Genomic DNA, 25,940 nt, shown 5'->3' on the forward strand with positions numbered 1-25,940 from the left:
TTTCAGGGATCTTTCGCTCTCTTTTCTTTCCAGCCCTTGCCGGATTTCAGCCTCATGCCGTCAGTTTCCAGCCTCTGCCCCGACGTCGTTCTGATCGGTGCGGGGATCATGAGTTCCACACTTGCGGCCCTGCTGCGCGAACTCGATCCGTCGCTGTCGATGATGATGTTCGAAACGTTGCCGGATTGCGGACAGGAAAGTTCCTATGCCTGGAACAATGCCGGGACCGGACATGCCGGGAACTGCGAACTGAATTACACGCCCCAGCGCGCGGATGGCAGCATCGACATCTCCAAGGCGCTGGCGATCAACACGGAATTCGACCTCTCAAGGCAGCTCTGGACGCACTGGGTCCGCGAAGGTCGCATTGCCGATCCGGCAGCTTTCGTGCAGCCCTGCCCCCATATCAGTCTGGTTTGGGGAGCGGAGAACGTCGCCTTTCTCAAGGCCCGTTACGAGGCGATGGTCGCCCATCACTGCTTTGCGGATATGGAATACACGTCCGATCCGGCGCTTATCGCGCAATGGGCCCCCCTTGCAATGGCAGGACGCGATACGTCCCAACCCGTTGCGGCCACGCGTATCAAAGAGGGCACGGACGTCAATTTCGGCGCCCTGACCCACGCGCTGACGGATTCTCTCAAGTCAGACCGCAACATTGCCATCCACTACAATCATCGCGTCACCGGCCTGACACGCACCACGGACGGACGCTGGCGCGTGACGGCCACCGATACCGAAAGCGGCCACACGACCACGGTTCTGACGCGGTTTGTTTTTATCGGCGCGGGGGGCAATGCGCTGCCTCTGCTTCAGGCCTCCGGCATTCCCGAAGCAGCACATTACGCCGGTTTCCCCGTCAGCGGCCTGTGGCTGCGCTGCATGGACCCGTCCATTACGGGGCAACACCACGCCAAGGTCTACGGCAAGGCCCCTGTCGGCTCCCCCCCCATGTCGGTCCCGCATCTCGATACGCGCGTCATCCACGGCAAATCCTGCCTGCTGTTCGGACCTTATGCGGGATTTTCCACGAAATTCCTCAAAAGCGGTTCATGGACGGATTATTTCCGCTCTCTGACGCCCCAAAATATCATTCCCGCCCTGACAGCCGGGAAAGACAACCTCGGACTACTGGACTATCTCGTGCGTCAGGTTCTTCAGACGAACGAGGACCGCTTCAAAGCCCTTCAGGATTTCTACCCGACAGCCAGACCAGAAGACTGGACGAAAGGCGTTGCCGGACAGCGCGTGCAGATTATCCGTCCGGACAAGGGGCTGCACGGAACACTGCGCTTTGGGACCGAGCTTGTGAAAAGCGCCGACCGCTCCCTCATGGCCATCCTCGGCGCATCGCCCGGAGCGTCCGTTGCCGCTTCCGTGGCGCTTCAGGTCGTCCAACACGTCTTTCCCGAACGGCTGACAGAAACCGACTGGCTGCCCCGTCTGCGTCAGGTGTTTCCAGCCTACGGGATCGATCTGACCAAAGACGCCCAAGCCTGCGCAACACTTCGGGAAGAAACTGCCCGTGTTCTGAAGATCACGGCAAAAGCGTAATAGTCACCTTTTTAGGGCCGGATTTCGCTCAACGGACGTTACACGTCCATTCGGCTCTGATATCGTATGTGTGATTTTACACTTGTCTGTTTGCTTTCACGCTCAGGAATCGATTTGACACATGACTGATGGTTCGGGCTCCGTGATCACCACCGCCTCGCCGCAGAGTTCGAAAAGGCGGGATAATTCGGCCCGGCAGAAACAGATCCTCGACGTCCTTCTCGAAACCGGAAGCGCCACCATCGAAGGTCTGGCAGAGCGTTTCGGGGTGAGTCGCATGACGATTCACCGTGACTCCCATGCCCTCGTGCAGCAGGGTCTGATCGACAAGCTGCATGGCAGCATCGTCCTGCGCAACAAAGTCACGACCCAGAAAACGGTCAATTTCCGACGCTCACGGGCGACAGATCTCAAGGACGCGATTATCCAGCGGGCCGTCTCGCTGATCCAGCCCGAGCAGGTTCTGGTCCTTGATGACTCCACCACCGTCGCGGCCATGCTGCCGCTGCTGCCTGCTCTTGCGCCCCTGACGATCATTACCAACGCCGTGGGTGTCATTCAGGCACTCTCGCCCTACCCCAACCTGAAACTGATCTGCCTTGGCGGCGACTATAATCCGCCGCGCAATGCGTTTTTCGGGCTGGTCTGCGAACAGGCCGCGCAGTCCCTGCGGGCGAACATGATGTTTCTCTCGACCTCCATTATCCATAACGCCACCGCGTTCCAGAACGATCAGGATGTGGTCAAGGTCAAGCGGATCATGATGGATATGGCGGACCAGTGTGTTCTGCTGGTGGACAGCACGAAGTTCCGCAAAGGCGGCCTGCACCGTCTGGCGTCCCTGTCGGAATTCGACCACGTCCTGACAGATTCCCATCTCAAGCCGTCCATCGCGAAGGCTCTGGCGCAGGAAGACGTCAATCTCGAAATCTGCACCTGAGCGCAGATTTCGGACCCGGACTATCAGGCGTCCGGTAAGTTTTGCATGAACTGTTGCAGATTGCCCCGGATCGCCTTTTCAAACAGCGTTAGAGTCTCGCTCCCGACGTAATGCTCCACCCCTTCGGAATCGACGCGGGCATTTTCCTCGCTGACGCCGAGCGCCAACAGAAATGCTTCCACGATCCGGTGCCGGTGCCGTGCCTTGTCCGCCATTTCCTGTCCCGCGGGCGTCAGAAATACCCCTCTGTAGGGTTTCTGCGTGACGTAACCTTCCGTTGCGAGACGGGCGAGCATTTTTGCCACGGTCGGCTGTGACACGCCCAGACGCCCGGCGATATCGACCTGTCGCGCTTCCTGCCCTTCCGACAGCAGGTCCGAAATCAGTTCGACATAGTCTTCCACCAGCACATTGCGCCGCGCCTCACGATTGGCGCGGAAGCCCTCGGAATGGGTTTCGACATCAGGCAGCGTCTCCTTGGGCGCGGTGTCCTTCAGCCGTTTTTTCCGTTCCATTCCCGTCCTGTGCCTCTATCCAGAAAACATTATTCACGGCGGAATAAAACATTCCCGATCGCTTTGCCAGTCCGGGCAATCACGATTTTCAGATATTCCGTGTTTTTCATGAGGCTCATCAATATAGCATATTGAATATAAATCACGGATGGGATTGAATATGTCCCCGATGCCAGACGCCAACGCCCCCCGCACACCCTCTCCGGCCCTCCGCCCGAGCCTGCCCGATGTGTTCTCCAGCATCCGTGTTCCGGGTGCGGAAGCGTCGTGGTTCAGTCGCTTCATGGCGTTTGTCGGGCCGGGATTCATGGTCTCGGTCGGCTATATGGACCCCGGAAACTGGGCCACCGACCTTCAGGGCGGCGCGCGATATGGCTATACGCTGCTCTGCGTCATCATGCTGTCGAACCTCATGGCAATCCTGCTTCAGGCACTCTCCGCCCGCCTCGGGATTGCGACGGGACAGGATCTCGCTCAGGCCTGCCGGAACCATTTTTCCCCGCGCGTGAACATCGTTCTGTGGCTGGCCTGTGAACTGGCCATCATTGCCTGCGATTTGGCGGAAGTCATCGGCACGGCCGTGGCGCTCCAGCTCCTGTTCGGCCTGCCCCTCCTCGGCGGGGCCCTGCTGTCCATTCTGGACGCGTTGATCGTGCTGATGCTGATGAACCGGGGCTTCCGATATCTGGAGGCGTTCGTGATCGCGCTGTTGGGGATCATCGCCCTGTGCTTCGGGATCCAGCTCGTCGCGGCAGCCCCGCCCGTCCACAGCGTTCTGGCTGGACTTCTACCCGACCCGAAAATCGTGACGACGCCGGGGATGCTCTACATCGCCATCGGCATCATTGGCGCCACGGTCATGCCGCATAATCTGTATCTGCATTCCTCGATCGTTCAGACCCGCGCCTATGAACGCACCCCGGCCGGACGGCGTGACGCCATCCGTTGGACGACGTGGGACAGCACGATCGCCCTGACGCTGGCGCTGTTCATCAATGCGGCCATCCTGATCGTGGCGGCAGCGGCGTTCCACAACTCCGGCCATCAGGATGTGGCGGAAATTCAGGATGCCTACAGGCTACTCTCCCCGATCCTCGGGCTGGGCATCGCCTCCACGCTGTTTGCGCTGGCACTTCTGGCAGCGGGCACGAACTCCACGATCACCGGCACGCTGGCCGGACAGATCATCATGGAAGGCTTCCTGCACCTTCGCATCCCGCACTGGGCGCGGCGGCTGCTGACACGCGGGCTGGCGATTATTCCCGTGGCGATCGTCACGTTGATCTATGGCAATCGGGGCGTAAGTGATTTGCTGATGGCCAGTCAGGTCATCCTGTCGCTGCAACTGCCTTTTGCCGTCATTCCGCTCGTCATGTTCGTCTCGGACCGGCGCAAGATGGGCGAGTTCGTGATTTCCATGCCCATCCGTATCCTGTCATGGGGCGTGGCGGGGCTGATCCTGCTGCTGAATTTCAAGCTGCTTTACGACACTCTGGCGGGCTGAGAATCAGGTTGGATTGACAACCCACGGGCTGGCGCGAAACACCGACCATCCTGTGTGCTGCACAAGCCGCTCCAGCGCGCGGGTTCCCAGAAGGGAATTACCCTGTGCGTTCAGCCCCGGCGACCACACCGCGATGGATGCCACGCCCGGCGCAATCGCAAGGATGCCGCCCCCGACACCGGATTTACCCGGAAGACCCACGCGGATGGCAAATGCCCCCGAGCCGTCATAATGGCCGCACATCATCATCAACGCGAGGATCGTCTGAGCATTGCGCTCTGACATGACGCGTTCGCCGGTCAGCGGGTTCAGGCCGCCCGTCATGAGATAGGTTCCGACCTGCGCAAGCTGCTGGCAGTTCATGGTCAGCGCGCATTGATGGAAATAGAAATCCAGCGTGTCCTCAACCACGTTGCGGATATTGCCGAAAGTCCGCATGTAGTTCGCGAGCGCCATGTTGCGAAAGCCGGTCTCGCGTTCCTGCCGCGCGACATCCGTGTCGATGTCGATCGAGGCCGGATCATCCACCAGCGGACGCAGGAAATCCAGCAGGCGCGTCCGGGCGTTCTCACGACCATAGCGGGACACCAGAATATCAGCGATGACGATGGCACCCGCATTGATGAACGGATTACGCGGAATACCGTGCTCGTTTTCAAGCTGGATGATGGAGTTGAACGCGCTGCCCGAAGGTTCCTGACGCACGCGCCCCCAAAGCTCCTCGCCCATCGCATTGAGCGCCATGCTGAGGCTGAACACCTTGGAGACGCTCTGAACAGAAAACGGAACTGCCGCGTCTCCAACAGTGTGTGTCTCACCATCCATCCCCACGACGGCCATGCCGAAACGATTGAGGTCCACCCGTGCGAGCGGAGGAATGTAATTGGCAACAGCACCCCGTTCTGAGGCCGTCCTCATTTCCTCTGCGATCGAGACGATAATGGACGCAAGTGTGGTCATGGGGCCTCGGTGGGTGGAACGCGATGTAACTGAAAGAACATGAGTTTCACAGGCTGCCGGACTTCCGGGCAACCCGCACGGGCGTGAAGAGGGATATGCATTTACAACATAGCTGAAAGAACCTGTCTTCTTCCCATGCAGATCAGGGAGAAACCACCCGATGCCGCACCACCTGCCCCACGATCACCAGCGCGGGCGATTTCACCTGTGCTTCCGCCGCCTGAAGGGCGATGTTCGATAGCGTCCCGGTCAGCACGCGCTGGGACGGCTGCGTACCCCGCTCCACAATCGCCACCGGCCAGTCAGCCGGTAGTCCTTTTCCCAGAAGTCCGGCGGCAAGCTGCGGCAGGGTTGAAATCCCCATATAGATCACGACCGTCTGGCGGCGATCGGCCATGTCCTCCCAAGGCAGATCCAGAACTCCGTCGGCCTTCGCATGGCCTGTCACGAACAGACAGGCCTGCGCACAGTCCCGATGCGTCAGGGGAATGCCGGAATAAGCAGCGCATCCATTCGCCGCGGAAATGCCCGGAACCAGCCGAAAAGCGACCCCGGCCTCGACCAGCGCTTCGATTTCCTCTCCGCCACGACCGAAAATGAACGGGTCGCCGCCCTTGAGACGCAGAACGCGCTCTCCCGCCTGTGCGCGGCGGATCATTTCACGGTTGATGTCGTCCTGCGGCAGGGCATGTCTGTCACGCTGTTTGCCCACGAATACGAGTTCAGCATCCCGGCGGACCATGTCTAGCAATGCCGGAGACAGGAGATTGTCGTAGAGGACGCAATCCGCATTCTGCATCAGACGCAGCGCCTTGAGGGTCAGCAGATCCGGATCGCCGGGCCCTGCTCCAACCAGCCAGACCTCACCCGGTTTACGATCCGCGTCCAGAAGCGCGTTCAGTCGCACATCCGCGCGGACGTCGTCGCCGTTTCGAGCCTCCTCCGCACCCGGACCATCGAGAAAATCCTCCCAGATGCGCTTGCGGTCCTGTACCTGCGGATAGCGCTCCGAAACCTGCGACCTGCGGGACTGCATATAGGCCGCCAGCCGCCCCGTCCCTTCGGGCAGAAGCGCCTCGATCTGCTCTCGCAGACGACGCGCCAGAACAGGAGCCGCACCTCCTGTTGAAACAGCAACGCGCACTGCACCCCGGCGAACCTGCGCAGGCGTGATGAAGCTCGACGGCTGCGGATCATCCACCGCGCAGACTGGTATATTCAGCGCATCTGCCAAAGCCGCCACCTGACGGTTGACGTCCCGATCATCAGTTGCGGCATAGACCAGGCGGCACCCCGGAAGATGCTCCTTAAGGGCGCTCTCATCTGCTCGCCCCGCAACATGGCGCACCCTGCCGCTCTCAACCCAGCCCTGCACAACCGGATGGAGGGCCTCAGCTAGCACATCAATCCGCGCACCATGATCGAGCAAAAGCCGCCCCTTGTTCACCGCGATTTCCCCGCCGCCCACCAGCAGAACGCGCGCGCCTGCGAGCCTGAGAGAGACCGGGAACCAGCCTGCCTGCGGATCAGAGTGGGCGCTGCCCTCTAGATAAGAACTGGAACTGGTGGATGGCGTATTCATCGAAATGTGGTTTTCCAGATCGGGGAGCGTGACAGGCGAAAGTCATGTATTGAGCGACAGGCAGACTATGACGTCAAACCAGGAATTGCACCGGCAAGCGTGACGCCTCATTTTGTGCCCTGACAGCGCATAAAAAAATCCAAACAGAACAGCTGATTAAAATGCTATGATTTTGAATGATCAGGGAGCACTCTGCTGCCCTTCTCAGATTGCAGGCCCTGTTAAGGAAGAATGCCTCATGGCTGGATTGATGGTCAAAATCTTCAGATCTCTTCAACAGGGTCCCGGCTTTCTCATCCTGCTCGTGCTGCTGGCCGTTGCCTGCTTTGTGGGGTATGCAGTCCTGTACGCGCTTGTCAGGTAAGGCGTTCACCACAGACTGGACTTTGCTTCATGACGAAAGGCGATCTTGAAAAGCGCCTCGATTTTCTCCGGGAAGCCTCCCGGCTGAAGGATATTCTCAGACGGACCTATACCCACGGTGGGCAGACCGAAAGCACGGCGGAACATACCTGGGCGCTCTGCCTGCTGGTCATGACGTTCGCCGACCAGCTTGAGGGCATCGACCTTCTGAAGCTCCTCAAAATCTGCATTCTTCATGATCTGGGCGAAGCCATTCATGGCGACGTCCCCGCAATCTCCGCTCATGCCTCCGCCAACAAGGCAGCGCAGGAGCGCGAAGACTTGCTGACGATCATGGCCCCTCTGCCTGCCGACCTGCAGGCAGAGTTTCTGGAGCTGTGGGACGAATATGAAAACGCAGCGTCCCCCGAAGCACGGCTGGCCAAAGCGTTCGATAAGATCGAAACCATCAGCCAGCACAATGCAGGCCTTAACCCGGACGATTTCGACCATACATTCAATCTGACCTATGGCCGAAAATATACCGATGCGACCGAACTGACACGCGGGATCCGCGATATTCTGGACGAGGAAACGCGCCGCAATATGATGCGAAGCCGGAACATGGTCGTAGGCTGAGCGGCCGTTTCTGCTCGACATCTGAAAGCAAATCCGTCAAAACCGGCTTCAAATGGCCTTCCGCTGTTACGAAATCTTTGCAGATTCGTGACAATCTGTATCCGATATGGACGTTCTGGCCCACATGGAATGCAGAAGGACGCAGACAAGCGCATGGCAGATCATGACCTGAAAACTGGCATCCTTCCTCCTATAGGTCGTCCTTTGCTGTGTCCGGCGCTTGGGCTGGTCTGTGGCCTCGGCAGCCTGCTGGTCAGCGCATCCGCACAGACGACTACAGCATCTGTCACGACACAGCCCGCAGCACAGAACAGCGGCACAAGTGTTACGACCTCCACCACATCCGTAAACGGTGGCGAAAAAATCGTCGTCAAGGGACACAAACCCGCCGGAGCCGTTCTGGGTGACGCCAAGGCGATCATGCAGATCCAGTCTGATGAAATCCGCTCCTATGGCGTCGATACTGCGGCAGATCTCCTGACGGCCATTGCCCCCGAAACCCGCTCTGGCCGGGGCGCTACGGGGAATACGCCGGTTGTATTGCTCAACGGTAAGCGCATTTCGGGGATGCAGGAGGTGAACGACCTGCCCTTCGAAGCCATTGCCCGGGTCGAAATCTTCACTGAAGAAGAAGCCTTGCGCTACGGCTATCCAGCTGATGAGCGCGTGGTGAACATCATTACGGTAAAAAATTTCCGCGCTGTCCGGATGCGTGCCTATGGCAGTACTTCCACCGATGGTGGCGGAGACGATGGTGTTCTGGGCGCGAGTTTTACGAAACTCTCACGCGAACGGCGGATCAATCTGAGCGCGCGTTATGAGGCGCAGGCCCGTCTGCTCGACAGTGATCGCGGTGTGACGCCCCCTTCTGCAAGCGGGCTGTATTCCAACGCGGGCAATGTCACGTCCGTCAGTGGCGGCAGCCTCGATCCGGCTCTGGATGCACTTGTCGGACAGAGCGTCACATCCGCAGGCGTACCGTCACTGGCAGCAGGACAGATTCCGACACTTCAGGATTTCACGGCCTATGCCAATGCGCCTCATGTCAGTTCAAACGCCTCTGATTACAGCCTGCAGCCCAGAACGCATGAACTGAAGCTGAACGGCGTTTATGCCGATCAGATCTTCAAGACCGTGTCGGCGTCGTTCAATGCCAGTTACACCCACAGCAATTCCGAAAGCCTTCAGGGACCGGCACGCGGCATCCTCACCCTTCCGGCTGACAGCCTTTACTCGCCGTTTTCTCAGGACACGCTGCTCTACCGGAACTACACCGCCGTTCCCGCCCTGCAGCACACGGCGCATACGGACACCGTTCATGCCGGGCTGAATTTCAACGGCGATGTCGGAGACTGGAAGTGGAACAGCACAGAAAGTTTCGACCGCTCCACCTCGTCCACCAACAGCCAGACCGGCCTCGACCTGAGTGCCGCCCAGACAGCCCTGACCAGCGGCCTCAGCAGTTTCGATCCATTCTCCGAAGTGGACCGCAACTGGCTGAACAACCGCCTGATTAATCGCGGCCACACCACCGGCACGAGCGGCGAAATCAAGGGCCTGCTGTCAGGCTCGCTCTTTTCCCTGCCCGCGGGTGATGTCTCCACCAGCATCGCGCCGACCGGCACCTTAACGGAGCAAAACGCCACCTCGCTCAGTCAGGGAAAGCTGCAACGCACCCATATCAGCCGCGACGTCGGCACGCTTCAGATCGACGGTGATATCCCCATCGCCAATGCGCGCAAGCATGTCCTGTCGTTTCTGGGCAAGCTTGATGCGAACATCAATGGCGCCATCAGTCAGGTGTCCCATTTCGGAACGCTGGGAACAATCGGCGGCGGCGTGACGTGGGAGCCTGAGCCTTGGGTCCAGTTCCCGTTCTCCGTCACCGACCGCACCGAGGCTCCGGGCGCCACGGACCTCATTGCTCCCCGGATCGAAACGCCCAACGTTACAACCTATGATTACGTCACCGGACGTTCAGTACAGGTGACGACGATTTCGGGTGGCAACCGCAACCTTCAAGCCGCAGACCGGCACGAAATCAGCATCGGAACGATCATTTCCCCGAGCTTTCTCGACGGCGCTCGTCTGCATGTGAACTACGTCCGGGACCGCAACCACAACCCAGTCATGAGCTTGCCGACCGCGACCGCCGCCATCGAAGACGCATTTCCAGACCGCTACCAGCGCAATTCGGACGGCATTCTCGATGTCGTCGATATTCGTCCAGTCAATGCGCTGATGGAAAAGCGCAACGAGTGGAACGCGACATTCTCTTTTTCCAGACCGCTTGGAAAAAAGCCGGAAGGAAAAGGCGAAAAACATGCTGCGGGAGGACGGTATTACATTGTTCTGACGCAGGTCTGGCGCCTTAAGGATACCGTGCAGCTTCGCTCAGGCCTCCCCCCTATCGACCTACTCAACGGCGGAACCATCGGCGGAACAGGCGGCCAGCCACGGCATGAAGTCGAACTTCAGGGCGGCGTTTTCAAAAACGGGTTCGGCTTCCGTCTCGTAACCAAATGGCAGTCCGCAACCTCCACACTCGCCAGCACCCATGCCAGCAGCCTGTTCTTCAGCGATCTGGCCACAGTGGATACGACGGCTTTTGCCGATCTGGGGGAAATTCCGCGCTGGCAGAAGCGCCGCTGGGCCAAGAATTTCCGGGTCATGATGTCGGTCAGCAACCTGTTCAACAGCCGCATCCGCGCCCGCAACGGCCTCGGCGTGACACCGGCAGGCTATGAACCCGCTTTTCTGGACCCGCTGGGCCGGACTGTCTCCATCTCGATCCGCAAATCGGTCTGAGACAGGTTAGCCCTCCGGCACATAAACCCGATGAAAGCGGCTTCCGAGTGAGGTCAGAACTTCATATCCGATCGTCCCCGCGGACCGTGCCAGCGCGTCCACATCCTGCTGCGGCCCAAGAACTGAGAGGACATCCCCTGCTTTCAGGTCAGCAGGCGCATCGGTCAGATCGACGGAAATGCTGTCCATCGAGACGCGCCCGATAACCGGAAGACGCGTCTGACCATGCCAGACACTCGCCTGCCCCGCCTGAGCGCGGAAGAAGCCATCCGCATATCCGAGACCAAGCGTGCCAATGCGCGTTGGTTTCGAAGCCGTCCAACTCAGGCCATACCCCACCCTGTCTCCGGGCTGGATCGTGCGGATTTGAGCGATGCGTGCATCGAGCGAAACGACCGGCGCAAGAACACGATGCCCTTCGGAAGGCGCAATCCCATAAAGGGCCGCGCCCGGTCGGATCAGTTCAAAATGATAGTCCGGCCCCAGAAAAATCCCGGATGACGCCGCCAGAGAGCGGGGAACACCGGGAAAAGCCGCCGCCATCGTCACGAAACGCTGTCGCTGCATCTCGTTGGCAGGGCTGTCGGGCATATCCGCACAGGCCAGATGACTCATGACGAGTTGCAGGTTCAGCCCCTCGAAAAGGTTCCGCTCCGCCAGATCCTCAACGCTCAGACCAAAACGCGACATTCCGCTATCAAACTGGAGCGCCGCCGGGAAAGCCTGCCCCGCCCGCTCACACAACTGCTTCCAGCTCCGCACCTGATCGAGGCTGTTCAGAACGGGCATAAGACCATGAGCCTGCATCCTGCTCTCACAGTCTGGCATGAAGCCATGCAGCACGAAAATCCGTGCGTGGGGCAGTGTCTCCCGTAACGTCATGCCTTCATCGAGATGCGCTACGAAAAACGTCTCAGCACCTCTCGCGGCCAGAGCCTGTGCGACCTGCACCGCCCCCAGCCCATAAGCATCCGCCTTGACCACCGCCGCGCACTCTGCCCCCGCGCCTAGTCCGGCGGCAAGATCATAATTATCGGCAATGGCCTTCAGATTGACGGTAAGCCACGCGCCCGCTCTGGCGGATGCGTCGTCCTGAGAGAATATGTGCATGGGACCGTCCGCAAGGATGCAATGCACCTTTATGGCACGCCCGCCATACGACGCAACGGTCGCAACCCTCTTTTCAGATCGAACATTCTGCGCAACAAGACGCTCTGATCCGTATATGAACGCAATTTTTCGTCACAAAAAGTGAGTTCAGATTTTCAGGGAAACGCCTATTTCTGTTCGCCACTGACGTTAACGACAAGACAGTTACGAAAGTTTCCATAAACTGATGTCAGACGACTCATCGTCTTCTCAGGCAGCGAGGCCCGGCGGTATCCAGCGCGTCATGAGCAATCTGGGTGTCCTTCTCGGGGGACGTGCCGTGAATGCTCCGCTGAGCCTTCTTCATATCTGGCTCGCGACCCATCTGCTGGGAAGCTACGGCTTCGGGCTCGTTGCGATGATGTATGCCTTCGCCCGAACGATGGGGGATATCGTCGACTTTCAGTCCTGGCAGACCGTTCTACACTACGGCCTTAAACCCCTAACGCAGGGAAATCGTCGCAGTTTCCAGAAAATCGTGTCTTTCAGCCTTCTGCTGGACATTTCGGGAGGATTGCTGGGCTTCGGTGGCGGCGTCCTCATCAGTCTTCTGGCCATGAATTTTCTGGGATGGCCACCTCAGATCCATATCATCGGCGTCGTCTACTGCGTTTCCATTCTCTTTATGGCGTCCGCGACCGCGACCGGCCTGCTGCGAGTGTTCGACCGCTATGACCTGCTGGCCGTACAGGGGACCATTGCCACCATCGTCCGGGTCATCGGAACGGCCTCGATGGCTCTGGGCTGGGCTTCTGTGGCAGCCCTTGCCAGCGTCTGGATTGCCGCGGAAGCCGCTGCGTGGGGCACGATCTTCTTCATGGCAGCCCGCGAAATGTATCGCCGCGACCTGATCCGCGGACTGTTTCAGGAAATGCGCGGGATTATCCCCGAACTTCTGAACGGACAGTTTTTTCGCGCCTATCCAGGGATCTGGCGCTTTGCACTGAATACGAATCTCAACTCCACGCTGGCCCTCGCTTTCGGTCATATCGGCACGCTCGTGGTCGGCGCATTCGTCGGCCCAACGAGCGCGGGCTATTACCGGATTGCCAGCCAGATCGCGGCAGGAATCGCCAAACCCGCCACCCTGATCCAGACGACCGTTTATCCGGAAATGGCCCGGCTATGGCGTGATCGGGCCATGAACCGGCTGTATCGCATGACAGGACAGATCGCCCTGATGGCCGGAGGGATCGGAACGGCCCTGCTCCTGCTGACACTGTTCGCAGGACGCCCGCTCCTTCAGCTTTACATCGGACACACAGGCGCTACGGAAGCGCTGCCCGTCACGCTGTGGCTGCTGGCTGCCGAAGTCGTAACCGTCTGGGGTCTGCCGCTGGAGCCGCTGCTGTTCACGACAAATCGCTCAGGTGCTGCAATCGGCGCACGCATTCTCGAATGTCTGTTCTTTCTCCCGGCGCTTGTGGTGATGGTCCGGCAGTATGGGTTGAGCGGTGTGGGCCCGGCCACGTTCTGCGGCGTAACCCTCCTTATCATGACCCAGCTTGTTCTCGTGATCCGCGCGGCCCGTAGTCCCGATGGTCTTGCAGCATGAAGGTGGCTTTCCCCCTTATCGGCCAGCGTCATCAGACCCTTCACGCCCTGCCCGTCGCGCTGGAGATTTCCGCCCGCCATCCGGACGTGGCTGTGCATGTCTCGTGCCTGACCGTCAGCCATCTGGAACTGGCCCGTTCCCTCGCAACCCTCTATCCCGAGGCCCGCGTCCAGTTCGACCTTCTTCCCATTTCCCAGAGACTTCGCCGCCGTATCGAAAAACATGGACTGCGGGTGGTAGACCGGCTGATCGGCCTCTTCGCATCCCGACATTATTTCCGGGGTTTCGACGCCATCATCGTGCCAGAAGCGACATCTCTACAGCTTCGCCGCATGGGCGTAAGACGTCCGAAAATGATCTGGACCGGACATGGCGCCGGAGATCGGGCCATCGGATTTGCCCGCCACCTCGGAAAATTCGACTTTCTGCTGATTCCCGGACGCAAGGTGGAACAGCGCATGCTGGAAAAAGGCATCATTCGTCCCGACGCCTATCATCGCGGCACCTATGCCAAGTTTGATCTCGTGCGGCGCATGGATGCGAAGCGGCCGAAGCTTTTTAATAACAACCGGCCCACGATCCTGTATAATCCACACTTCGTCCGCCGCCTGTCTTCCTGGCCCGAAATGGGGCATCAGATCCTGAAATTCTTTGCCGGACAGGACCGCTATAATCTTGTTTTCGCGCCTCATTTCCGTCTTTTCGACAACCGTCGCGAAGAAGGCGAAGCGTTGAAACGTCAGTATGGGCATCTCCCGCACATGCTGATCGACCCCGGAAGCCACCGAAGTATCGATATGACCTATACGATGGGTGCAGACCTCTATCTGGGGGATGTCAGCAGTCAGGTGGCGGAATTCATGATCCGTCCCCGCCCTTGTCTCTTTCTCAACGCCCACCATGTGAAATGGCGTGGAGATCCGGATTATCAGTTCTGGACGCTGGGTCCGGTAACGGAAAATGTGTTGGATCTGGGCGACAAGATCGAGAATGCCTTCAAAACGCATCCTCGTTTTCTTGAGGCGCAGCGCCAATATGTATTAGAGACATTCGAAACGCTGGGTGATGAACCCACTGCTCCCGCTGCGGCGGACGCAATTGTCGATTTTCTGAAAAGGGCAGCCTGATGTCAGGCAACCCAAACGGAGCTAGTCCAGGTTTGACCGAGGCCAACCAGAACCCAACCGCCAATCCCGTTCCGACACCAAGCCGATCCGGCCTGAAACGACGCTACGGAGATTTCCCCAGCTTTGCAGCCGCACTCGACTACGCGGCGCAGGGTGAGAGCGGATTCAACATCTATTCCGGTCGCGGACAGCTTCTTGAAGCTCTGCCCTACCGCCTGCTTCGTGAACAGGCCCGCTCCATGGCCTGCCGTCTGCTGGGTCTTGGCCTCACACCCGGCGACCGTGTTGCAATCGTCGCGGAAAGCGACGGCGATTTCGCCCGAATTTTCTTCGGCTGCCAGTATGCCGGCCTTGTTCCCGCGCCGCTTCCCCTCCCCGTCGCGTTCGGCGGCAAGGACGGGTATGTGGCAACACTGCGTGGCATGATCCAGAGCGCCGCCGCCCGTGCCGTCGTGGTGCCCGACGTGATCGGAAGCTGGACCGGCGATATCGTCGAGGGTCTGGATTTGGTCTTCGGCGGTTCTCCTGCCGATCTCAACCGCCATGCCGAAGCGCGCGTCGAGCTGCCGGAAATTGCCCCGACAGCGCTGTCTTATCTCCAGTTTTCCTCGGGCAGCACCCGCTTTCCGATGGGCGTTTCGGTTACGCAGGCGGCTGGCATGGCCAACGCCCGTGCAATCGCCCGCGACGGCCTGCACGTCCACCCAGCCGAAGACCCGCGCGATGACCGCTGCGTGTCGTGGCTGCCGCTCTATCACGATATGGGCCTCGTCGGCTTCTTCCTGACACCCCTGACCTGCCAGCTTTCCGTTGACCTGCTGCCGACCCGCGAATTTGCGCGCCGTCCGCATGTCTGGCTGGACCTGATTTCGCGCAATCGCGGCACGATCGCTTACAGCCCGTCTTTCGGTTACGAACTCTGCTCTCGACGTAGCGGTCAGGCTGACCTGGACCTGTCTTGCTGGCGGATTGCAGGGATTGGTGGCGACATGATCCGCCATCACATCCTCGAAGGCTTTGCTGAACGGTTTGCGTCCAACGGTTTCCGCGCCAGCGCTTTTGTCGCGAGCTACGGCATGGCAGAAGCAACCCTCGCGATCAGCTTTGCTCCGCTCGACACAGGCATCCAGACCGACACGATCGATCTGCGCCGCCTTGAAAAAGATGGTATCGCGGAGCCTTCCAACAACCCGTCTCACCCGCTGCGCACTTTCGTGCTGTGCGGTGCAGCGTTGCCTGACCACCAGATCGAAGTCCGGGATGCGGCTGGCCGTGACTTGGCAGACCGGCAGGTCGGAACCGTCTATGTGCGCGGGCCGAGCCTCATGTGCGGTTATTTCCGGCGCCCTGACGAGACCGAAGAGGTTCTCGATGCAGATGGCTGGCTGAACACAGGCGATCTTGGTTATCACCTCAACGGTCAGATCGTCGTCACAGGACGCGCCAAGGACCTAATCATCATCAACGGTCGCAATATCTGGCCGCAGGATCTGGAATGGTCCGCCGAAAGCGAGATCCCGGCCCTGCGTTCGCGCGACGTCGCAGTATTCTCCGTGGATGGCGAGGAAGGCGAAAAGATCGTGGCCCTCGTCCAGTGCCGTGCGAGCGAGGATGCGAGCCGCAACCAGCTTCGTGATGAGGTCACGAATCTGTTCCGTCGCCAGCACGGGGTGGATGTCGACGTCATCCTCGTCCCGCCTCGCACGCTGCCTCAGACATCCTCTGGCAAGCTGACCCGCGCCAGAGCCAAGACCATGCTGCTCTCCGGGCAATTTGAACAGCAACCCGAAGCCACGTCTTCAGCTGCCTGAGCCTCAGCTCCCGTTCGCCAAACTTCTTGATCAAAACAGAGGGCTGGCGAACGCGACGGGTTTGGAGCATAAGGCTTGCCCAAGATTGCATATATTCAAGCATGCACAGACATTGAGAGTTGAAGTCCATGACTGACAGCATCACCGACATTTCCGCGATGATCATTGAAAAACTGCTTGCCAACCCGAAAGTTCCCCGGGACATCGATGGCAACAGCAAGATTGTCGAAGACCTTGCCTTTGACAGTCTGGCCGTCATGAATTTCGTCATGGAAATCGAAGATGAGCTCGACGTTTCCGTACCCCTCGACAAGCTGGCTGATATCCGGACCATCAACGATCTGGCCGCCTGCCTGCTGACACTGAAGGCCGCTCAGGCGTGATCGATATTTTTGCCAAACATGCAGGACTGCGCGAGTCTTATGACGGTCTGACGGCAACGTCTCCGCGCAATCCGTTCGAAGTTGTGATTGAACGCCCGGTTTCCGCCAGCGTCGGCATTATTGAAGGCCGTGAAACGCTCCTGTTCGGGACCAACAACTACCTCGGTCTGAGTCAGTCTAAAAAAGCCATCGAAGCCGCTGTGGAAACAGCAGAAACGATGGGCGTCGGCACGACGGGTTCGCGTATCGCCAATGGTACTTTCGGCTTGCATCGCAAGCTGGAAACCCGTCTGGCTGAATTCTTCCGGCGCAAGCACTGCATGGTGTTTTCTACCGGGTATCAGGCTAACCTGGGTACGATTTCAGCACTCGTAAACAAAGACGATGTCCTTCTGCTTGATGCGGACAGCCATGCCAGCATCTATGACGGTGCCAAACTGTCCGGTGCGCAGGTCATCCGCTTCCGCCACAATGATCCGGTCGATCTGGAAAAGCGCCTTGCGCGTCTCAAGGATCATCCCGGCGCGAAGCTGATTGTCGCCGAGGGCATCTATTCCATGACGGGCAATGTCGCCCCTCTGGACAAATTCGTGGACATCAAGACGCGCCACGGTGCTTATCTGATGGCTGACGAAGCCCATTCGTTCGGCGTCATGGGTACGCATGGCCGTGGCGTTGCAGAAGTTCAGGGCTGCGAAGACGGGATCGACTTCGTGGTTGGGACCTTCTCCAAGTCGCTTGGTACCGTCGGCGGATATTGCGTCACGGACCATGACGGCGTTGACCTGATGCGCCTGTGCTCACGGCCCTACATGTTCACGGCGTCCCTTCCCCCCGAGATCATTGCCGCCACCATGGCAGCGCTCGAGGACATGCAGGAACACCCGGAACTGCGGACGAAGCTTCAGGACAATGCGGCCCGTCTGCATGCAGGTCTTCAGAAGGCTGGCCTCAAGACCGGTGAACATATCTCCCCCGTCGTGGCCGTAACGCTTGAAACCGTGGATCAGGCCGTCGCTTTCTGGAACGCACTGCTGGAAAACGGGGTGTACGTGAACCTCTCGTTGCCCCCGGCAACACCTGACAACCGACCTCTGCTGCGTTGTTCGGTGATGGCGGCCCATTCGCCCGAGGAAATCGACCGCGCGATCGCAGTCTTCGGCGAAGTCGCCAGACATTTCGGGCTATAATCCATAAAAAAGGGGGATCCAACGGATCCCCCTTTTTTATGCTTTCGGGCGGCCCAACAGCTTTCGGGCACGCCACAGAAGTCGTGGCAGCATCACAAGCGGATGCCGACGCTCAAAGGGCGACAACTGCATATCAAAACCGGTATGACGCTGTATTTTCCACGCCAGATAGGACGCGCCGTTTTCGAAGGTGAATGCTGCTTTTAGCAGTCGGGCCACATTCCTTGGACGGCCGGATGTCTGCACCAGCGCCCAGCGATGGACGGCTTTTCGACGCAGAGTCGTACTCAAAACAGGCTCCAGAGTATCGCCATGAGCGGAGAACTGAAGTCCTGCCCTTGCCCATCCCAGCGGCAGCAGGGCCGCGTAACGCTCCTCCTGTCCTTCCAGAATGCTGTTACCACGTCCCTTTTTCTCAACCCGCAATTCAGACGCATAAGTATGGGCGAATAGGGTTTGCCAGAACTCCAGCGCCGTCATGGAAGGCGTACCCAGCAGAGCAGCCCAGCATGAGGCCGTCGTCACACATCCCACAATCAGAGTGAGAAGAGAGTCCGCGCTCTCCGGTCCGCGCACCCAGACCAGCCGGACCGGCTGGCAGAAACGGGCCCAGATCGTGGTGTCCAAAGCGCCAAGGCTGGTGCGGGCGGCAAACTGCTCACGGGAGAGCACTGCAATCTTTGCGCGCAGAACGCGGTCCTGATATCGAAATTCCGAATACCGCACATTGGGCGGCAGCACGAGATTTCCGGTCCGGGCGATCAACCCGCCTGAAAAGCCTTCTGCATTTTCGGTAACAATATAGAAATCAAGAATACCGTCCGGATCGGACTTACGCAGCAGCGAGCCATAAAACAGCACGCCAAGTGGCAGCTCAGGACAAGCACGGGCCAAAGCATCCGCAAAAGCGCTGACACCGGGATCGACAGGAGTGGTCAGTTCACCGATCAGCCGCCGTTCGAGCGCGTCAGGCATGGAGAAACCGGAAACCGGGCGCACGTTCCAGCCTCAACACACCATCTGGCGCGGCGCTGAAAACTTCTCCGTCGAGGACAAAATCGCTGTCGGTCACGAGCGTCATGTCGTCCGTGCGGCCACTGACGTAATCGGGATGGCGACGCAACCAGCGCGGCGCACGACCACACAGGAGCGCCCATGTCGCTCGCAGAAGACTTTCGGGCTGTGCGCTGACATCAAGATATCGAAGACCCTCGACATTCGGTTCAGCATCCCAGAACGGCCAGATCCCGCGTGACAGGCACGAGAGCCCCGTTACAAGAAACATGAAGCTCTGCCCATCATAGACATGACCGCCTGTCTCGATCCGAAGCGGATCTCCCCGGAGCCATGCTTCACGGCTTTTGCGGAACATGAGACTGACGAACGTGGTAAGAAGCGTGATACCGACGGCCAGATCATGCGGCGCAAAACGCAGAACCGTGGGCGAATGCGCGATGCGGACAGCACGCGCAAATCCGGCACACCCTCCAAAAAGCCCAAGCACAGGCATCCGGTCAGTTCCGGGCCAGGACAGACGCATCGGCGTACGGATGCTGGAGCGCAGGGCCCCTGCCTTCAGACGACGGATGGCTTCCATACCCCGCAGACCAAACCCCACGTCGCTGGCAATCAGGTTCGTATTGCCCGAGGCCAGAACCACGATATCCGGTAGGCGGTCTGCGGGATAGGCGCGTGCAATGGCAGTCAGGGCCGTACTGACCGTCCCGTCTCCGCCATCAATAATAATGGTGTCGATACCCCGTTCGTAGAGCTGGCGAACATGAGCGGTGGTTCCTTCCCGACTGTCGGAGGGAACGAAATCCTTCCCCAAAAGGGCCTGAGCCTCGACAGCAAAACTGGAACCGTTCCGGCGGTTTTTCCGGCTACGGGCATTATGGATCAAGGCTATGCGCACTAGGGAGGCAATCTTCATATGGCGTTCGGCTATGCGGGCGGGTCTAGCACGGCTATGATGGAACTGCCAGAACGGCACATCCCGGCAGTCCCGGGCGCCGTCTCATGGCGTGGATACTGACAAGGCCTTTCTTTGATCATGACCCCTGACCTGCCCGCAGATCCCCTCGCGTCGCGGCACACGTCCCCTGTCACAACGCCTCATGTCACATTGGCCCATATTTCAGACCCGCATCTGCCTCCGCCGCCCGTTCACTGGCGTGCGGCGCTCAACAAGCGCGCCCTGAGCCTTCTGTCCTGGAAGAAGCACCGCCAGTACGTCCATCTCGCGCAGACCTGCGCTGCACTGGTGAAGGATATCGGACGCACAGGCGTGGACACGATCCTGGTAAGCGGGGATCTGACCAATTTCGGAACGCCGGACGAATTTGCCGAGGCCGCCCGCTGGCTGGAAGCACTCCCCGCTCCGGCTCTTGTGATTCCCGGCAATCATGACTGCATGGTCCGGCAATCGGCTTCCGTCGGACTGGATCAGTGGGAACGCTGGTCCTCGCGACAATATCCGTATGTGCGTCTGCAGAACGGGGTTGCGATCATTGGCGTTAATTCCGGCATCCCTACAGCCCCTTTCATGGCTTACGGTCGCGTTGGACGCAGGCAGCGGGAACGGCTTGAAGCTCTGCTGGAGCAGCTTGGAAAAGAAGGACTGTGCCGGGTGGTGATGATCCACCATCCCCCAAAGCGCGGCCTCGTCCCCTGGCGCAAATCCTTGCTGGATTACCGCGAGGTTGCCGCCCTCCTGCGACGGGCCGGAGCGGAACTCGTCCTGCACGGTCATTCGCATGACGCGACGCTGACGCATATCGCCGGAACGGATATTCCGTTGCTGGGCGTGGCCTCGGCTTCCCTGACAGATGACCGCCCTCACCGCCAGGCCTGCTGGAATCATCTGACAATCCATCCATATGAAGAAGGCTGGAAAATCGATCTGGCCCGTCACCGGCTGGATGGTTCGGTCAGCGAGCGGGCCTCATGGAAGAGATCCGGGCGGAAACAGGCAGGAAGGACAGGCGCGTGAAACAGCGGGCCAATATTCTGGACCGCTATCTGCTGACACAGATGGCGCCGCCATTTGCAATCGCGCTTCTGGCGATGCTGGTCGCCCTGCTGCTCGAACGCCTGCTGTCGCTTTTCGACTATCTCGCTTCCGCGGGAAGCTCTCTTGCGACCTGCATCGCGCTCCTGACGGATCTGCTGCCCCATTATTTCGGCATCGCCCTACCCGCAGCGTTGTGCATCGCAGTCTTCCTGACCATCCGCGGCATGAGTGACAACAACGAGATCGACGCTCTTCAGGCAGGTCGCGTCTCGCTCATGCGGATCAGCCGTCCTTTCATGATCGTCGGCCTGCTTCTCGGTGCGGCGAGCGTGTTCCTGTACGGCTATATCCAGCCCGTGGCCCGGTATGACTATCGCGCAGGCTTCTATTTTGCCGAACATACCGGCTGGGCGCCCCATCTTCAGGCCGGGATGTTCGCCTCCACCTCCAGCAAAGCCGTCATGACCGCAGACAGTGTCAGCCATGCCGGAACCCGCCTCAAACGCGTTTTCATCCGCGAAGTTAGCCCCAGTGGGGTCGCCCACATCATCACGGCGCAAACTGGCGCGCTGACCATTTCGGAAAAAACGCGTAGCACGCGCCTCGATCTGTGGAACGGAGAAATCGTGGACGATCCGTTTCAGGCCACCCATCCTCACAAGCCGACAGTGACGCATTTCGAACATGTCGTCCGCGTCATCGACCGTCCGGACAAGGAAACCGCGTTCCGCACACGCGGAGCGGACGAGCGTGAACTGACCCTGCTCGAACTGGCACACGACCTGCGCTACGGCCTGCCGGGCATCGAATACCGCACACTCCGGGCTGAAATGGACTTCCGCATGGCCCGCGCCATTGCCATTCCCTTCATTCCTCCCCTCGCAGTCGCACTGGCCATCAGCGCGAGACGACGCAAATCCGTCTGGGGCCTGATTGCCGTCGCGGTCATTCTGATCGGCTTCGACCAGACTTTAATGTTCGGCCACAGCCTCGCCTCCACGGGTCGTCTGCCGATCTGGCTGGCGATCTGGGTGCCGGAAGCCCTGTTCTGCATAGGCTGTCTCGCGGCCCTGCTGCGCCGTTCCCGCGGTTCGTGGCGCCGTCGCCTGCTGAAACGGGCCGCAGCATGACCGCCTCTACGCCTCCCATGCCGCGTTTCGTGCTCATCAAGGCGCTCAACCGGGCCCTGCTGGGCCGGTTCATGTTGTGCGGTGTCGTGCTCGTCTCTCTGCTGGAAATTCTGGCCCTGATGGAGAAGACGACACCGATCCTGAACCGGCATCTCGGTCTTCGCGGGATTCTGACCTTCGCGTTCCTGCATCTACCTGCACTCAGCATCGACATCCTGCCGCTGGCCTTCATGGTCGGCGCGCTCTTTCTGCTGACGCAGATGACGCTGTCGAGCGAAATCTCCGCCTTACGCGCAGCCGGACTTTCGACACCCGCGCTGTATCGCCTGCTCCTACCCGCCGTTCTGATTGTCGGCATCGGCGGCACCTGCGCTCAATACTGGCTTGTTCCGCCCTGCGAAAACGCTCTCACCACATGGTGGAACCGAACAGATCCTCTGGCCGGACAGGACGGACAACCCGAAGACAACATCCTGTGGTTTCGCGCAGGGCCAACACTGGTCCGGATCGGGCAGATCGCCCAGGGAGGATATTTCCTGCGGGATGTGACGATCTATCACCGTGACTCCACGGGGTTGCTCACCGGAACCGAACACACAAATACGCTAACCTACACACAGGGCCAGTGGCATCCTGATGGTGCGCAGGATCTTTCCCTTTCCGAAGACAAATCGTTCGTAAATGTCACAACGGGCGATAGCACCTTCATTATCCCCGCCACCCCATCCACCATCATGACACTGTCCCAGAGCGGTGCTTTCGTCACACCGGGGCAGATCAGTGCCATTCTGCACAAGGGGGCTCCGGCAAGTCTGCCCAGAGCCACCTACCGCATGGCCCTCTTTGGCGGCATGATTTTACCGTTCGAAATTGCAGTAATGCTTCTATTGACGCTTCCGGTGATCTATATCCCTCCCCGTGCAGGACTTCGAAATCCGCTTCCGGTGTATGTTCTTGGCGCCGGAATGGGCTTCGTCATCCTGCAGGGAATGATTTCCGCACTTGGAAACGCAGGCACGCTGCCAGCCCCGCTGGCTGTCAGCGTCGGGCCATTGCTTGGCGCCCTTCTGGGTTTAACCTGGGTCCTGCGGATGGAGGAACGATGAGCACTTTCACTGCACCGTGGCGCAACATGTCCGCCATCCGGACTGGCCGCAGCTTTGATCTGGGGAAGATGAACCTCTCCCAGCTCTGGTTCGCCTATCTGACCTATCCGACAATCCTGCTCTATTTCGCCCTGATCGCGGGCGCTGCCTGGGCGGCCCTGCATTTCTCGACTGCCCTGTGGGTGACACTCATCCCCGTTCCCGTCGTGATCGTGGTCTACCCGCTGGCCTGGTATGCGATCCACCGCTTCATCCTTCACGGGCGCTGGCTCTACCGCAACCACTGGACAGCTTCGCTATGGAAGCGCATCCATTTCGACCATCATCAGGACCCGCACCTGCTGGACGTTCTGTTCGGCTCGCCACTGAACACGGTGCCGACGATGGCTATCATCACGATGCCGATCGGCGGTCTGATCGCGGGCTGGAGTGGGGCGTTCTGCGCGCTTTCGACCGCGCTGGTCATGACCTGCATCTATGAATTCTTCCACTGCATTCAGCATCTGGCCTACAAGCCGCGCTGGAAATGGGTGGCGAACATCAAGCAGCTGCATGTCCTGCATCACTTCCATGACGAAGACGGCAATTACGGCATCACGAACTACGTGCCGGACCGTCTGTTCAGCAGCTTCTACCGTGAAGCGCGTGACCGGCCCCGCAGCAAGCATGTGTTTAATCTCGGTTACGATCTTGAAGAAGCACACCGCTATCCGTGGGTCATGGACCTGACCGGTTCACCCCCGAAAGATCGCCCGGACGGGGCCCGTCCGGCAGCATCGCGCAAAACGTCAGACCGTAACCACGCGGCATGAGTCTTCCGGTTCTGGTGCTCGCGGGTTCGCGTGACGGCGAGAATGATGTTCTCGCAAAACTCGGGAGGGTTTCTCACAAGGCGCTCCTTCCCGTCGCAGGCCAGCCTATGCTGGCCCGCGTGCTGGACACCATTGCCCAGACTCCCGGCCTCGGCCCCGTCACGATCAGCATCGAAAACCCGGATTGCATCCAACACCTCACGGGAGACGCCACGATCCTGCGCTCAGCTCCTTCTCCCAGCGAAAGCGTTGCCGAAGCGATCGACCGGATTGGCACGCCCTGTCTGGTGACGACAGCCGACCACGCGCTTCTTCGCCCGGAATGGATTGAAGAATTTCTGGCCAAAGCACAGGGCTGCGATCTGGCAGCAGGCGTGGCGTTACGCGCAACAGTTGAACGCGATGTTCCCGGCACGAAACGCACCTATATCCATCTTTCGGATATGAGTTTCTCAGGTTGTAACCTGTTCCTGATCGGCACTCCAAAAGGGCGGAACGTCATCGAATTGTGGAAGCGCCTTCAGCAGAACCGCAAACAGCCGCTTCGAATGGCTCTGACTCTTGGCCTCGGCACGTTGCTGCGCGCCGTGACGCGTACACTGGATTCCAGCGCTCTTTACCGCCGTATCCAGAAGCTCACCGGCGCGAACGTCCGACTGGTGACGCTGTCGGACGGGCGCGCCGCGGTGGATGTGGACAAGCCGTCCGACCTGACGCTGGCTGAACAGATTCTGGCGCAGACGACCCCATGAAAATCGCCTACATCATCAATTCGCTCGAATGTGGCGGCGCACAGCTTCCCATTCCGGATATTGTTTCCGTCATGCGCGCCCGAGGCGGGGATGTGACGGTCTTCGCGCTGGCCCGCAAAGACGGCCTCGCGATTCCGTTGCTCGAAGCCGCAGGCATTCCGGTGCGCGTACGCGAAGGCACAACGCGCGACCACATCGCAGCCTATCGCTGGCTGCGCAACGAGATGGAAGCGTTCCAGCCCGACCTGATCTGGACGTCACTGAGCCGCGCCACACTTCTGGGACAACTGGTCGCCCTGCACCGCAAGACTCCAACGGTCCACTGGCAGCATTGCGGACGCCTCAAGAAGGCCAACGCATTCCTCCTCAGGCTCTGCCGTCCCTACACCACGCTCTGGGTGGCAGACTCCCAGTCGGTCATCACTTTCGCCGCCAAAGAGCTCGGCCTCAGCGACAATTTCGTGGCCTGGCCCATTTTCCGCGCCGATCCCAATGCGCCCATCGCAACACCGTGGAAAGAAGGCGAAATCGTCCGTGTCGGCTCTCTGGGACGCCTCAATCCGGTCAAGGCCTATGACATCCTCTGCGATGCCGTGGCCCTCCTGAAAGACCATCCCGACCTGCCGCCATTTCGTCTTCAGATCGCAGGAGATGGCCCTCTGCATGGCGCGCTTCAGGCACGCATTACGACTGGAAATCTGCCGATCGACCTTCCGGGCTATACGTCAAAGCCCATGGACTTCCTGAAAACCCTGCATCTTTATGTCCAGTCGTCACACTGGGAGGGCATGTGTGTCGCAGGACATGAAGCCATGACATGCGGTCTCCCTGTTGTCGCAACTCCTGCCGGAGAACTGCCGTCCAGCATCCTCGACGGCGAGACAGGGCGCATCGTACCATTCGACAACGCCCCTGCCCTCGCAGCCGCTCTGTCGGACTTGATCGGCAGACCCGCCGATCTGGCAGCAATGGGTGAACGCTCCCGCAAGCGGGTTCTGGAACGCTTCGGACCAGAAGCCTTCACCCGCAACGGTAACGCCGTACTGGATCGCATTCCGGGCTTCTGAA

Annotated in this window: 22 protein-coding genes; 16 read left to right on the forward strand and 6 right to left on the reverse strand. The window is 59.5% G+C overall.

Translation table 11 applies throughout. The features are described from left to right. Positions 1-54: 54 nt before the first annotated feature. On the forward strand, positions 55-1,554 hold the full coding sequence (mqo, locus tag GKO01_RS00165) for a malate dehydrogenase (quinone) (RefSeq protein WP_099285013.1): 1,500 nt from the start codon (positions 55-57) through the stop codon (positions 1,552-1,554). A 121-nt stretch (positions 1,555-1,675) separates the two neighbouring features. Next, positions 1,676-2,494: a DeoR/GlpR family DNA-binding transcription regulator gene (locus GKO01_RS00170; protein ID WP_099285016.1), complete on the forward strand. Its 819-nt coding sequence runs from the start codon at positions 1,676-1,678 to the stop codon at positions 2,492-2,494. A 23-nt stretch (positions 2,495-2,517) separates the two neighbouring features. Here GKO01_RS00170 and mntR read toward each other — a convergent pair whose 3' ends face one another. Beyond that, positions 2,518-3,009: a manganese-binding transcriptional regulator MntR gene (mntR, locus tag GKO01_RS00175; RefSeq protein WP_099285018.1), complete on the reverse strand. Its 492-nt coding sequence runs from the start codon at positions 3,007-3,009 to the stop codon at positions 2,518-2,520. Positions 3,010-3,169: 160 nt separating this feature from the next. Here mntR and GKO01_RS00180 point away from each other — a divergent pair, with 160 nt between their 5' ends. Further along, the gene (locus GKO01_RS00180) at positions 3,170-4,513 is read left to right on the forward strand and encodes an Nramp family divalent metal transporter (RefSeq protein WP_099285020.1); all 1,344 of its coding nucleotides are present in this window, start codon (positions 3,170-3,172) and stop codon (positions 4,511-4,513) included. A gap of 3 nt (positions 4,514-4,516) precedes the next feature. On the opposite strand, the gene GKO01_RS00185 is transcribed toward GKO01_RS00180, so the two are convergent. Further along, positions 4,517-5,473 carry a glutaminase gene (locus GKO01_RS00185; RefSeq protein WP_099285023.1) on the reverse strand — a complete coding sequence of 319 codons (957 nt, stop codon included), beginning with the start codon at positions 5,471-5,473 and terminating at the stop codon, positions 4,517-4,519. 142 nt (positions 5,474-5,615) lie between these two features. Then, complete coding sequence (cysG, locus tag GKO01_RS00190) at positions 5,616-7,055, reverse strand: siroheme synthase CysG (protein ID WP_099285026.1); 1,440 nt, start codon at positions 7,053-7,055, stop codon at positions 5,616-5,618. A 393-nt stretch (positions 7,056-7,448) separates the two neighbouring features. On the opposite strand from cysG, the gene GKO01_RS00195 reads away from it, so the two are divergent. Together GKO01_RS00195 and GKO01_RS00200 are read left to right on the forward strand one after the other, a co-directional pair. After that, positions 7,449-8,036: an HD domain-containing protein gene (locus tag GKO01_RS00195; RefSeq protein ID WP_099285029.1), complete on the forward strand. Its 588-nt coding sequence runs from the start codon at positions 7,449-7,451 to the stop codon at positions 8,034-8,036. 153 nt (positions 8,037-8,189) lie between these two features. After that, positions 8,190-10,844 (forward strand): TonB-dependent receptor, encoded by a 2,655-nt coding sequence (locus GKO01_RS00200; RefSeq protein WP_099285528.1) that lies wholly within the window; start codon positions 8,190-8,192, stop codon positions 10,842-10,844. A gap of 6 nt (positions 10,845-10,850) precedes the next feature. Here the strand turns inward: GKO01_RS00200 and alr are convergent, their stop codons facing one another. Next, positions 10,851-11,954 (reverse strand): alanine racemase, encoded by a 1,104-nt coding sequence (gene alr / locus GKO01_RS00205; RefSeq protein WP_099285030.1) that lies wholly within the window; start codon positions 11,952-11,954, stop codon positions 10,851-10,853. Between the two features lie 226 nt (positions 11,955-12,180). Between alr and GKO01_RS00210 the strand changes: the two genes are divergently transcribed. The 5 genes from GKO01_RS00210 to spt all read left to right on the forward strand — a co-directional run bounded on the left by GKO01_RS00210 (position 12,181) and on the right by spt (position 18,059). Then, on the forward strand, positions 12,181-13,548 hold the full coding sequence (locus tag GKO01_RS00210; RefSeq protein WP_099285033.1) for a lipopolysaccharide biosynthesis protein: 1,368 nt from the start codon (positions 12,181-12,183) through the stop codon (positions 13,546-13,548). Beyond that, positions 13,545-14,675, forward strand: a complete 1,131-nt coding sequence (locus GKO01_RS00215) for a hypothetical protein (protein WP_099285035.1) — start codon at positions 13,545-13,547, stop codon at positions 14,673-14,675. Before GKO01_RS00210 ends, GKO01_RS00215 begins: the two co-directional genes overlap by 4 nt. Continuing rightward, on the forward strand, positions 14,675-16,486 hold the full coding sequence (locus GKO01_RS00220; RefSeq protein WP_174694191.1) for a fatty acyl-AMP ligase: 1,812 nt from the start codon (positions 14,675-14,677) through the stop codon (positions 16,484-16,486). Before GKO01_RS00215 ends, GKO01_RS00220 begins: the two co-directional genes overlap by 1 nt. A gap of 128 nt (positions 16,487-16,614) precedes the next feature. After that, complete coding sequence (locus GKO01_RS00225; RefSeq protein WP_099285040.1) at positions 16,615-16,869, forward strand: acyl carrier protein; 255 nt, start codon at positions 16,615-16,617, stop codon at positions 16,867-16,869. After that, entirely contained in the window at positions 16,866-18,059 is a 1,194-nt protein-coding gene (gene spt, locus GKO01_RS00230; RefSeq protein WP_099285043.1) for a serine palmitoyltransferase, read from the forward strand. Before GKO01_RS00225 ends, spt begins: the two co-directional genes overlap by 4 nt. Positions 18,060-18,095: 36 nt before the next feature. Here spt and GKO01_RS00235 read toward each other — a convergent pair whose 3' ends face one another. Next, complete coding sequence (locus tag GKO01_RS00235; protein ID WP_099285044.1) at positions 18,096-19,034, reverse strand: hypothetical protein; 939 nt, start codon at positions 19,032-19,034, stop codon at positions 18,096-18,098. Next, on the reverse strand, positions 19,027-19,992 hold the full coding sequence (locus GKO01_RS00240) for a diacylglycerol/lipid kinase family protein (protein ID WP_244901262.1): 966 nt from the start codon (positions 19,990-19,992) through the stop codon (positions 19,027-19,029). Before GKO01_RS00240 ends, GKO01_RS00235 begins: the two co-directional genes overlap by 8 nt. Positions 19,993-20,112: 120 nt before the next feature. Between GKO01_RS00240 and GKO01_RS00245 the strand changes: the two genes are divergently transcribed. The 6 genes from GKO01_RS00245 to GKO01_RS00270 are packed head-to-tail and all read left to right on the forward strand — an operon-like array spanning position 20,113 to position 25,939. Further along, complete coding sequence (locus GKO01_RS00245; RefSeq protein ID WP_099285046.1) at positions 20,113-21,051, forward strand: metallophosphoesterase family protein; 939 nt, start codon at positions 20,113-20,115, stop codon at positions 21,049-21,051. Further along, positions 21,048-22,202, forward strand: a complete 1,155-nt coding sequence (locus GKO01_RS00250; protein ID WP_099285048.1) for an LptF/LptG family permease — start codon at positions 21,048-21,050, stop codon at positions 22,200-22,202. Before GKO01_RS00245 ends, GKO01_RS00250 begins: the two co-directional genes overlap by 4 nt. Continuing rightward, positions 22,199-23,308: an LptF/LptG family permease gene (locus tag GKO01_RS00255; RefSeq protein ID WP_174694192.1), complete on the forward strand. Its 1,110-nt coding sequence runs from the start codon at positions 22,199-22,201 to the stop codon at positions 23,306-23,308. Before GKO01_RS00250 ends, GKO01_RS00255 begins: the two co-directional genes overlap by 4 nt. Beyond that, on the forward strand, positions 23,305-24,120 hold the full coding sequence (locus GKO01_RS00260) for a sterol desaturase family protein (protein WP_099285053.1): 816 nt from the start codon (positions 23,305-23,307) through the stop codon (positions 24,118-24,120). The genes GKO01_RS00255 and GKO01_RS00260 overlap by 4 nt, the downstream gene beginning before the upstream one ends. Next, the gene (locus GKO01_RS00265; protein WP_099285055.1) at positions 24,117-24,872 is read left to right on the forward strand and encodes a nucleotidyltransferase family protein; all 756 of its coding nucleotides are present in this window, start codon (positions 24,117-24,119) and stop codon (positions 24,870-24,872) included. The genes GKO01_RS00260 and GKO01_RS00265 overlap by 4 nt, the downstream gene beginning before the upstream one ends. Then, positions 24,869-25,939, forward strand: coding sequence for a glycosyltransferase (locus GKO01_RS00270; protein ID WP_099285057.1), 1,071 nt, complete (start codon positions 24,869-24,871; stop codon positions 25,937-25,939). Before GKO01_RS00265 ends, GKO01_RS00270 begins: the two co-directional genes overlap by 4 nt. The last annotated feature ends 1 nt before the right edge of the window (position 25,940 follow it).

The sequence above is a fragment of the Gluconobacter kondonii genome (assembly GCF_002723995.1).
Lineage (GTDB): Bacteria > Pseudomonadota > Alphaproteobacteria > Acetobacterales > Acetobacteraceae > Gluconobacter > Gluconobacter kondonii.

Bases quoted from the DNA above. Each gene is read 5' to 3' on its own strand.
- GKO01_RS00235 (WP_099285044.1), bottom strand. From the start codon at position 19,034: ATGCCTGACGCGCTCGAACGGCGGCTGATCGGTGAACTGACCACTCCT.
- GKO01_RS00270 (WP_099285057.1), top strand. From the start codon at position 24,869: ATGAAAATCGCCTACATCATCAATTCGCTCGAATGTGGCGGCGCACAG.
- cysG (WP_099285026.1), bottom strand. From the start codon at position 7,055: ATGAATACGCCATCCACCAGTTCCAGTTCTTATCTAGAGGGCAGCGCC.
- GKO01_RS00215 (WP_099285035.1), top strand. From the start codon at position 13,545: ATGAAGGTGGCTTTCCCCCTTATCGGCCAGCGTCATCAGACCCTTCAC.
- GKO01_RS00265 (WP_099285055.1), top strand. From the start codon at position 24,117: ATGAGTCTTCCGGTTCTGGTGCTCGCGGGTTCGCGTGACGGCGAGAAT.
- GKO01_RS00200 (WP_099285528.1), top strand. From the start codon at position 8,190: ATGGCAGATCATGACCTGAAAACTGGCATCCTTCCTCCTATAGGTCGT.
- GKO01_RS00195 (WP_099285029.1), top strand. From the start codon at position 7,449: ATGACGAAAGGCGATCTTGAAAAGCGCCTCGATTTTCTCCGGGAAGCC.
- mqo (WP_099285013.1), top strand. From the start codon at position 55: ATGCCGTCAGTTTCCAGCCTCTGCCCCGACGTCGTTCTGATCGGTGCG.
- GKO01_RS00210 (WP_099285033.1), top strand. From the start codon at position 12,181: ATGTCAGACGACTCATCGTCTTCTCAGGCAGCGAGGCCCGGCGGTATC.
- GKO01_RS00185 (WP_099285023.1), bottom strand. From the start codon at position 5,473: ATGACCACACTTGCGTCCATTATCGTCTCGATCGCAGAGGAAATGAGG.
- GKO01_RS00220 (WP_174694191.1), top strand. From the start codon at position 14,675: ATGTCAGGCAACCCAAACGGAGCTAGTCCAGGTTTGACCGAGGCCAAC.
- alr (WP_099285030.1), bottom strand. From the start codon at position 11,954: ATGCACATATTCTCTCAGGACGACGCATCCGCCAGAGCGGGCGCGTGG.
- GKO01_RS00245 (WP_099285046.1), top strand. From the start codon at position 20,113: ATGACCCCTGACCTGCCCGCAGATCCCCTCGCGTCGCGGCACACGTCC.
- GKO01_RS00260 (WP_099285053.1), top strand. From the start codon at position 23,305: ATGAGCACTTTCACTGCACCGTGGCGCAACATGTCCGCCATCCGGACT.
- GKO01_RS00170 (WP_099285016.1), top strand. From the start codon at position 1,676: ATGACTGATGGTTCGGGCTCCGTGATCACCACCGCCTCGCCGCAGAGT.
- GKO01_RS00240 (WP_244901262.1), bottom strand. From the start codon at position 19,992: ATGAAGATTGCCTCCCTAGTGCGCATAGCCTTGATCCATAATGCCCGT.
- GKO01_RS00180 (WP_099285020.1), top strand. From the start codon at position 3,170: ATGTCCCCGATGCCAGACGCCAACGCCCCCCGCACACCCTCTCCGGCC.
- GKO01_RS00225 (WP_099285040.1), top strand. From the start codon at position 16,615: ATGACTGACAGCATCACCGACATTTCCGCGATGATCATTGAAAAACTG.
- mntR (WP_099285018.1), bottom strand. From the start codon at position 3,009: ATGGAACGGAAAAAACGGCTGAAGGACACCGCGCCCAAGGAGACGCTG.
- GKO01_RS00255 (WP_174694192.1), top strand. From the start codon at position 22,199: ATGACCGCCTCTACGCCTCCCATGCCGCGTTTCGTGCTCATCAAGGCG.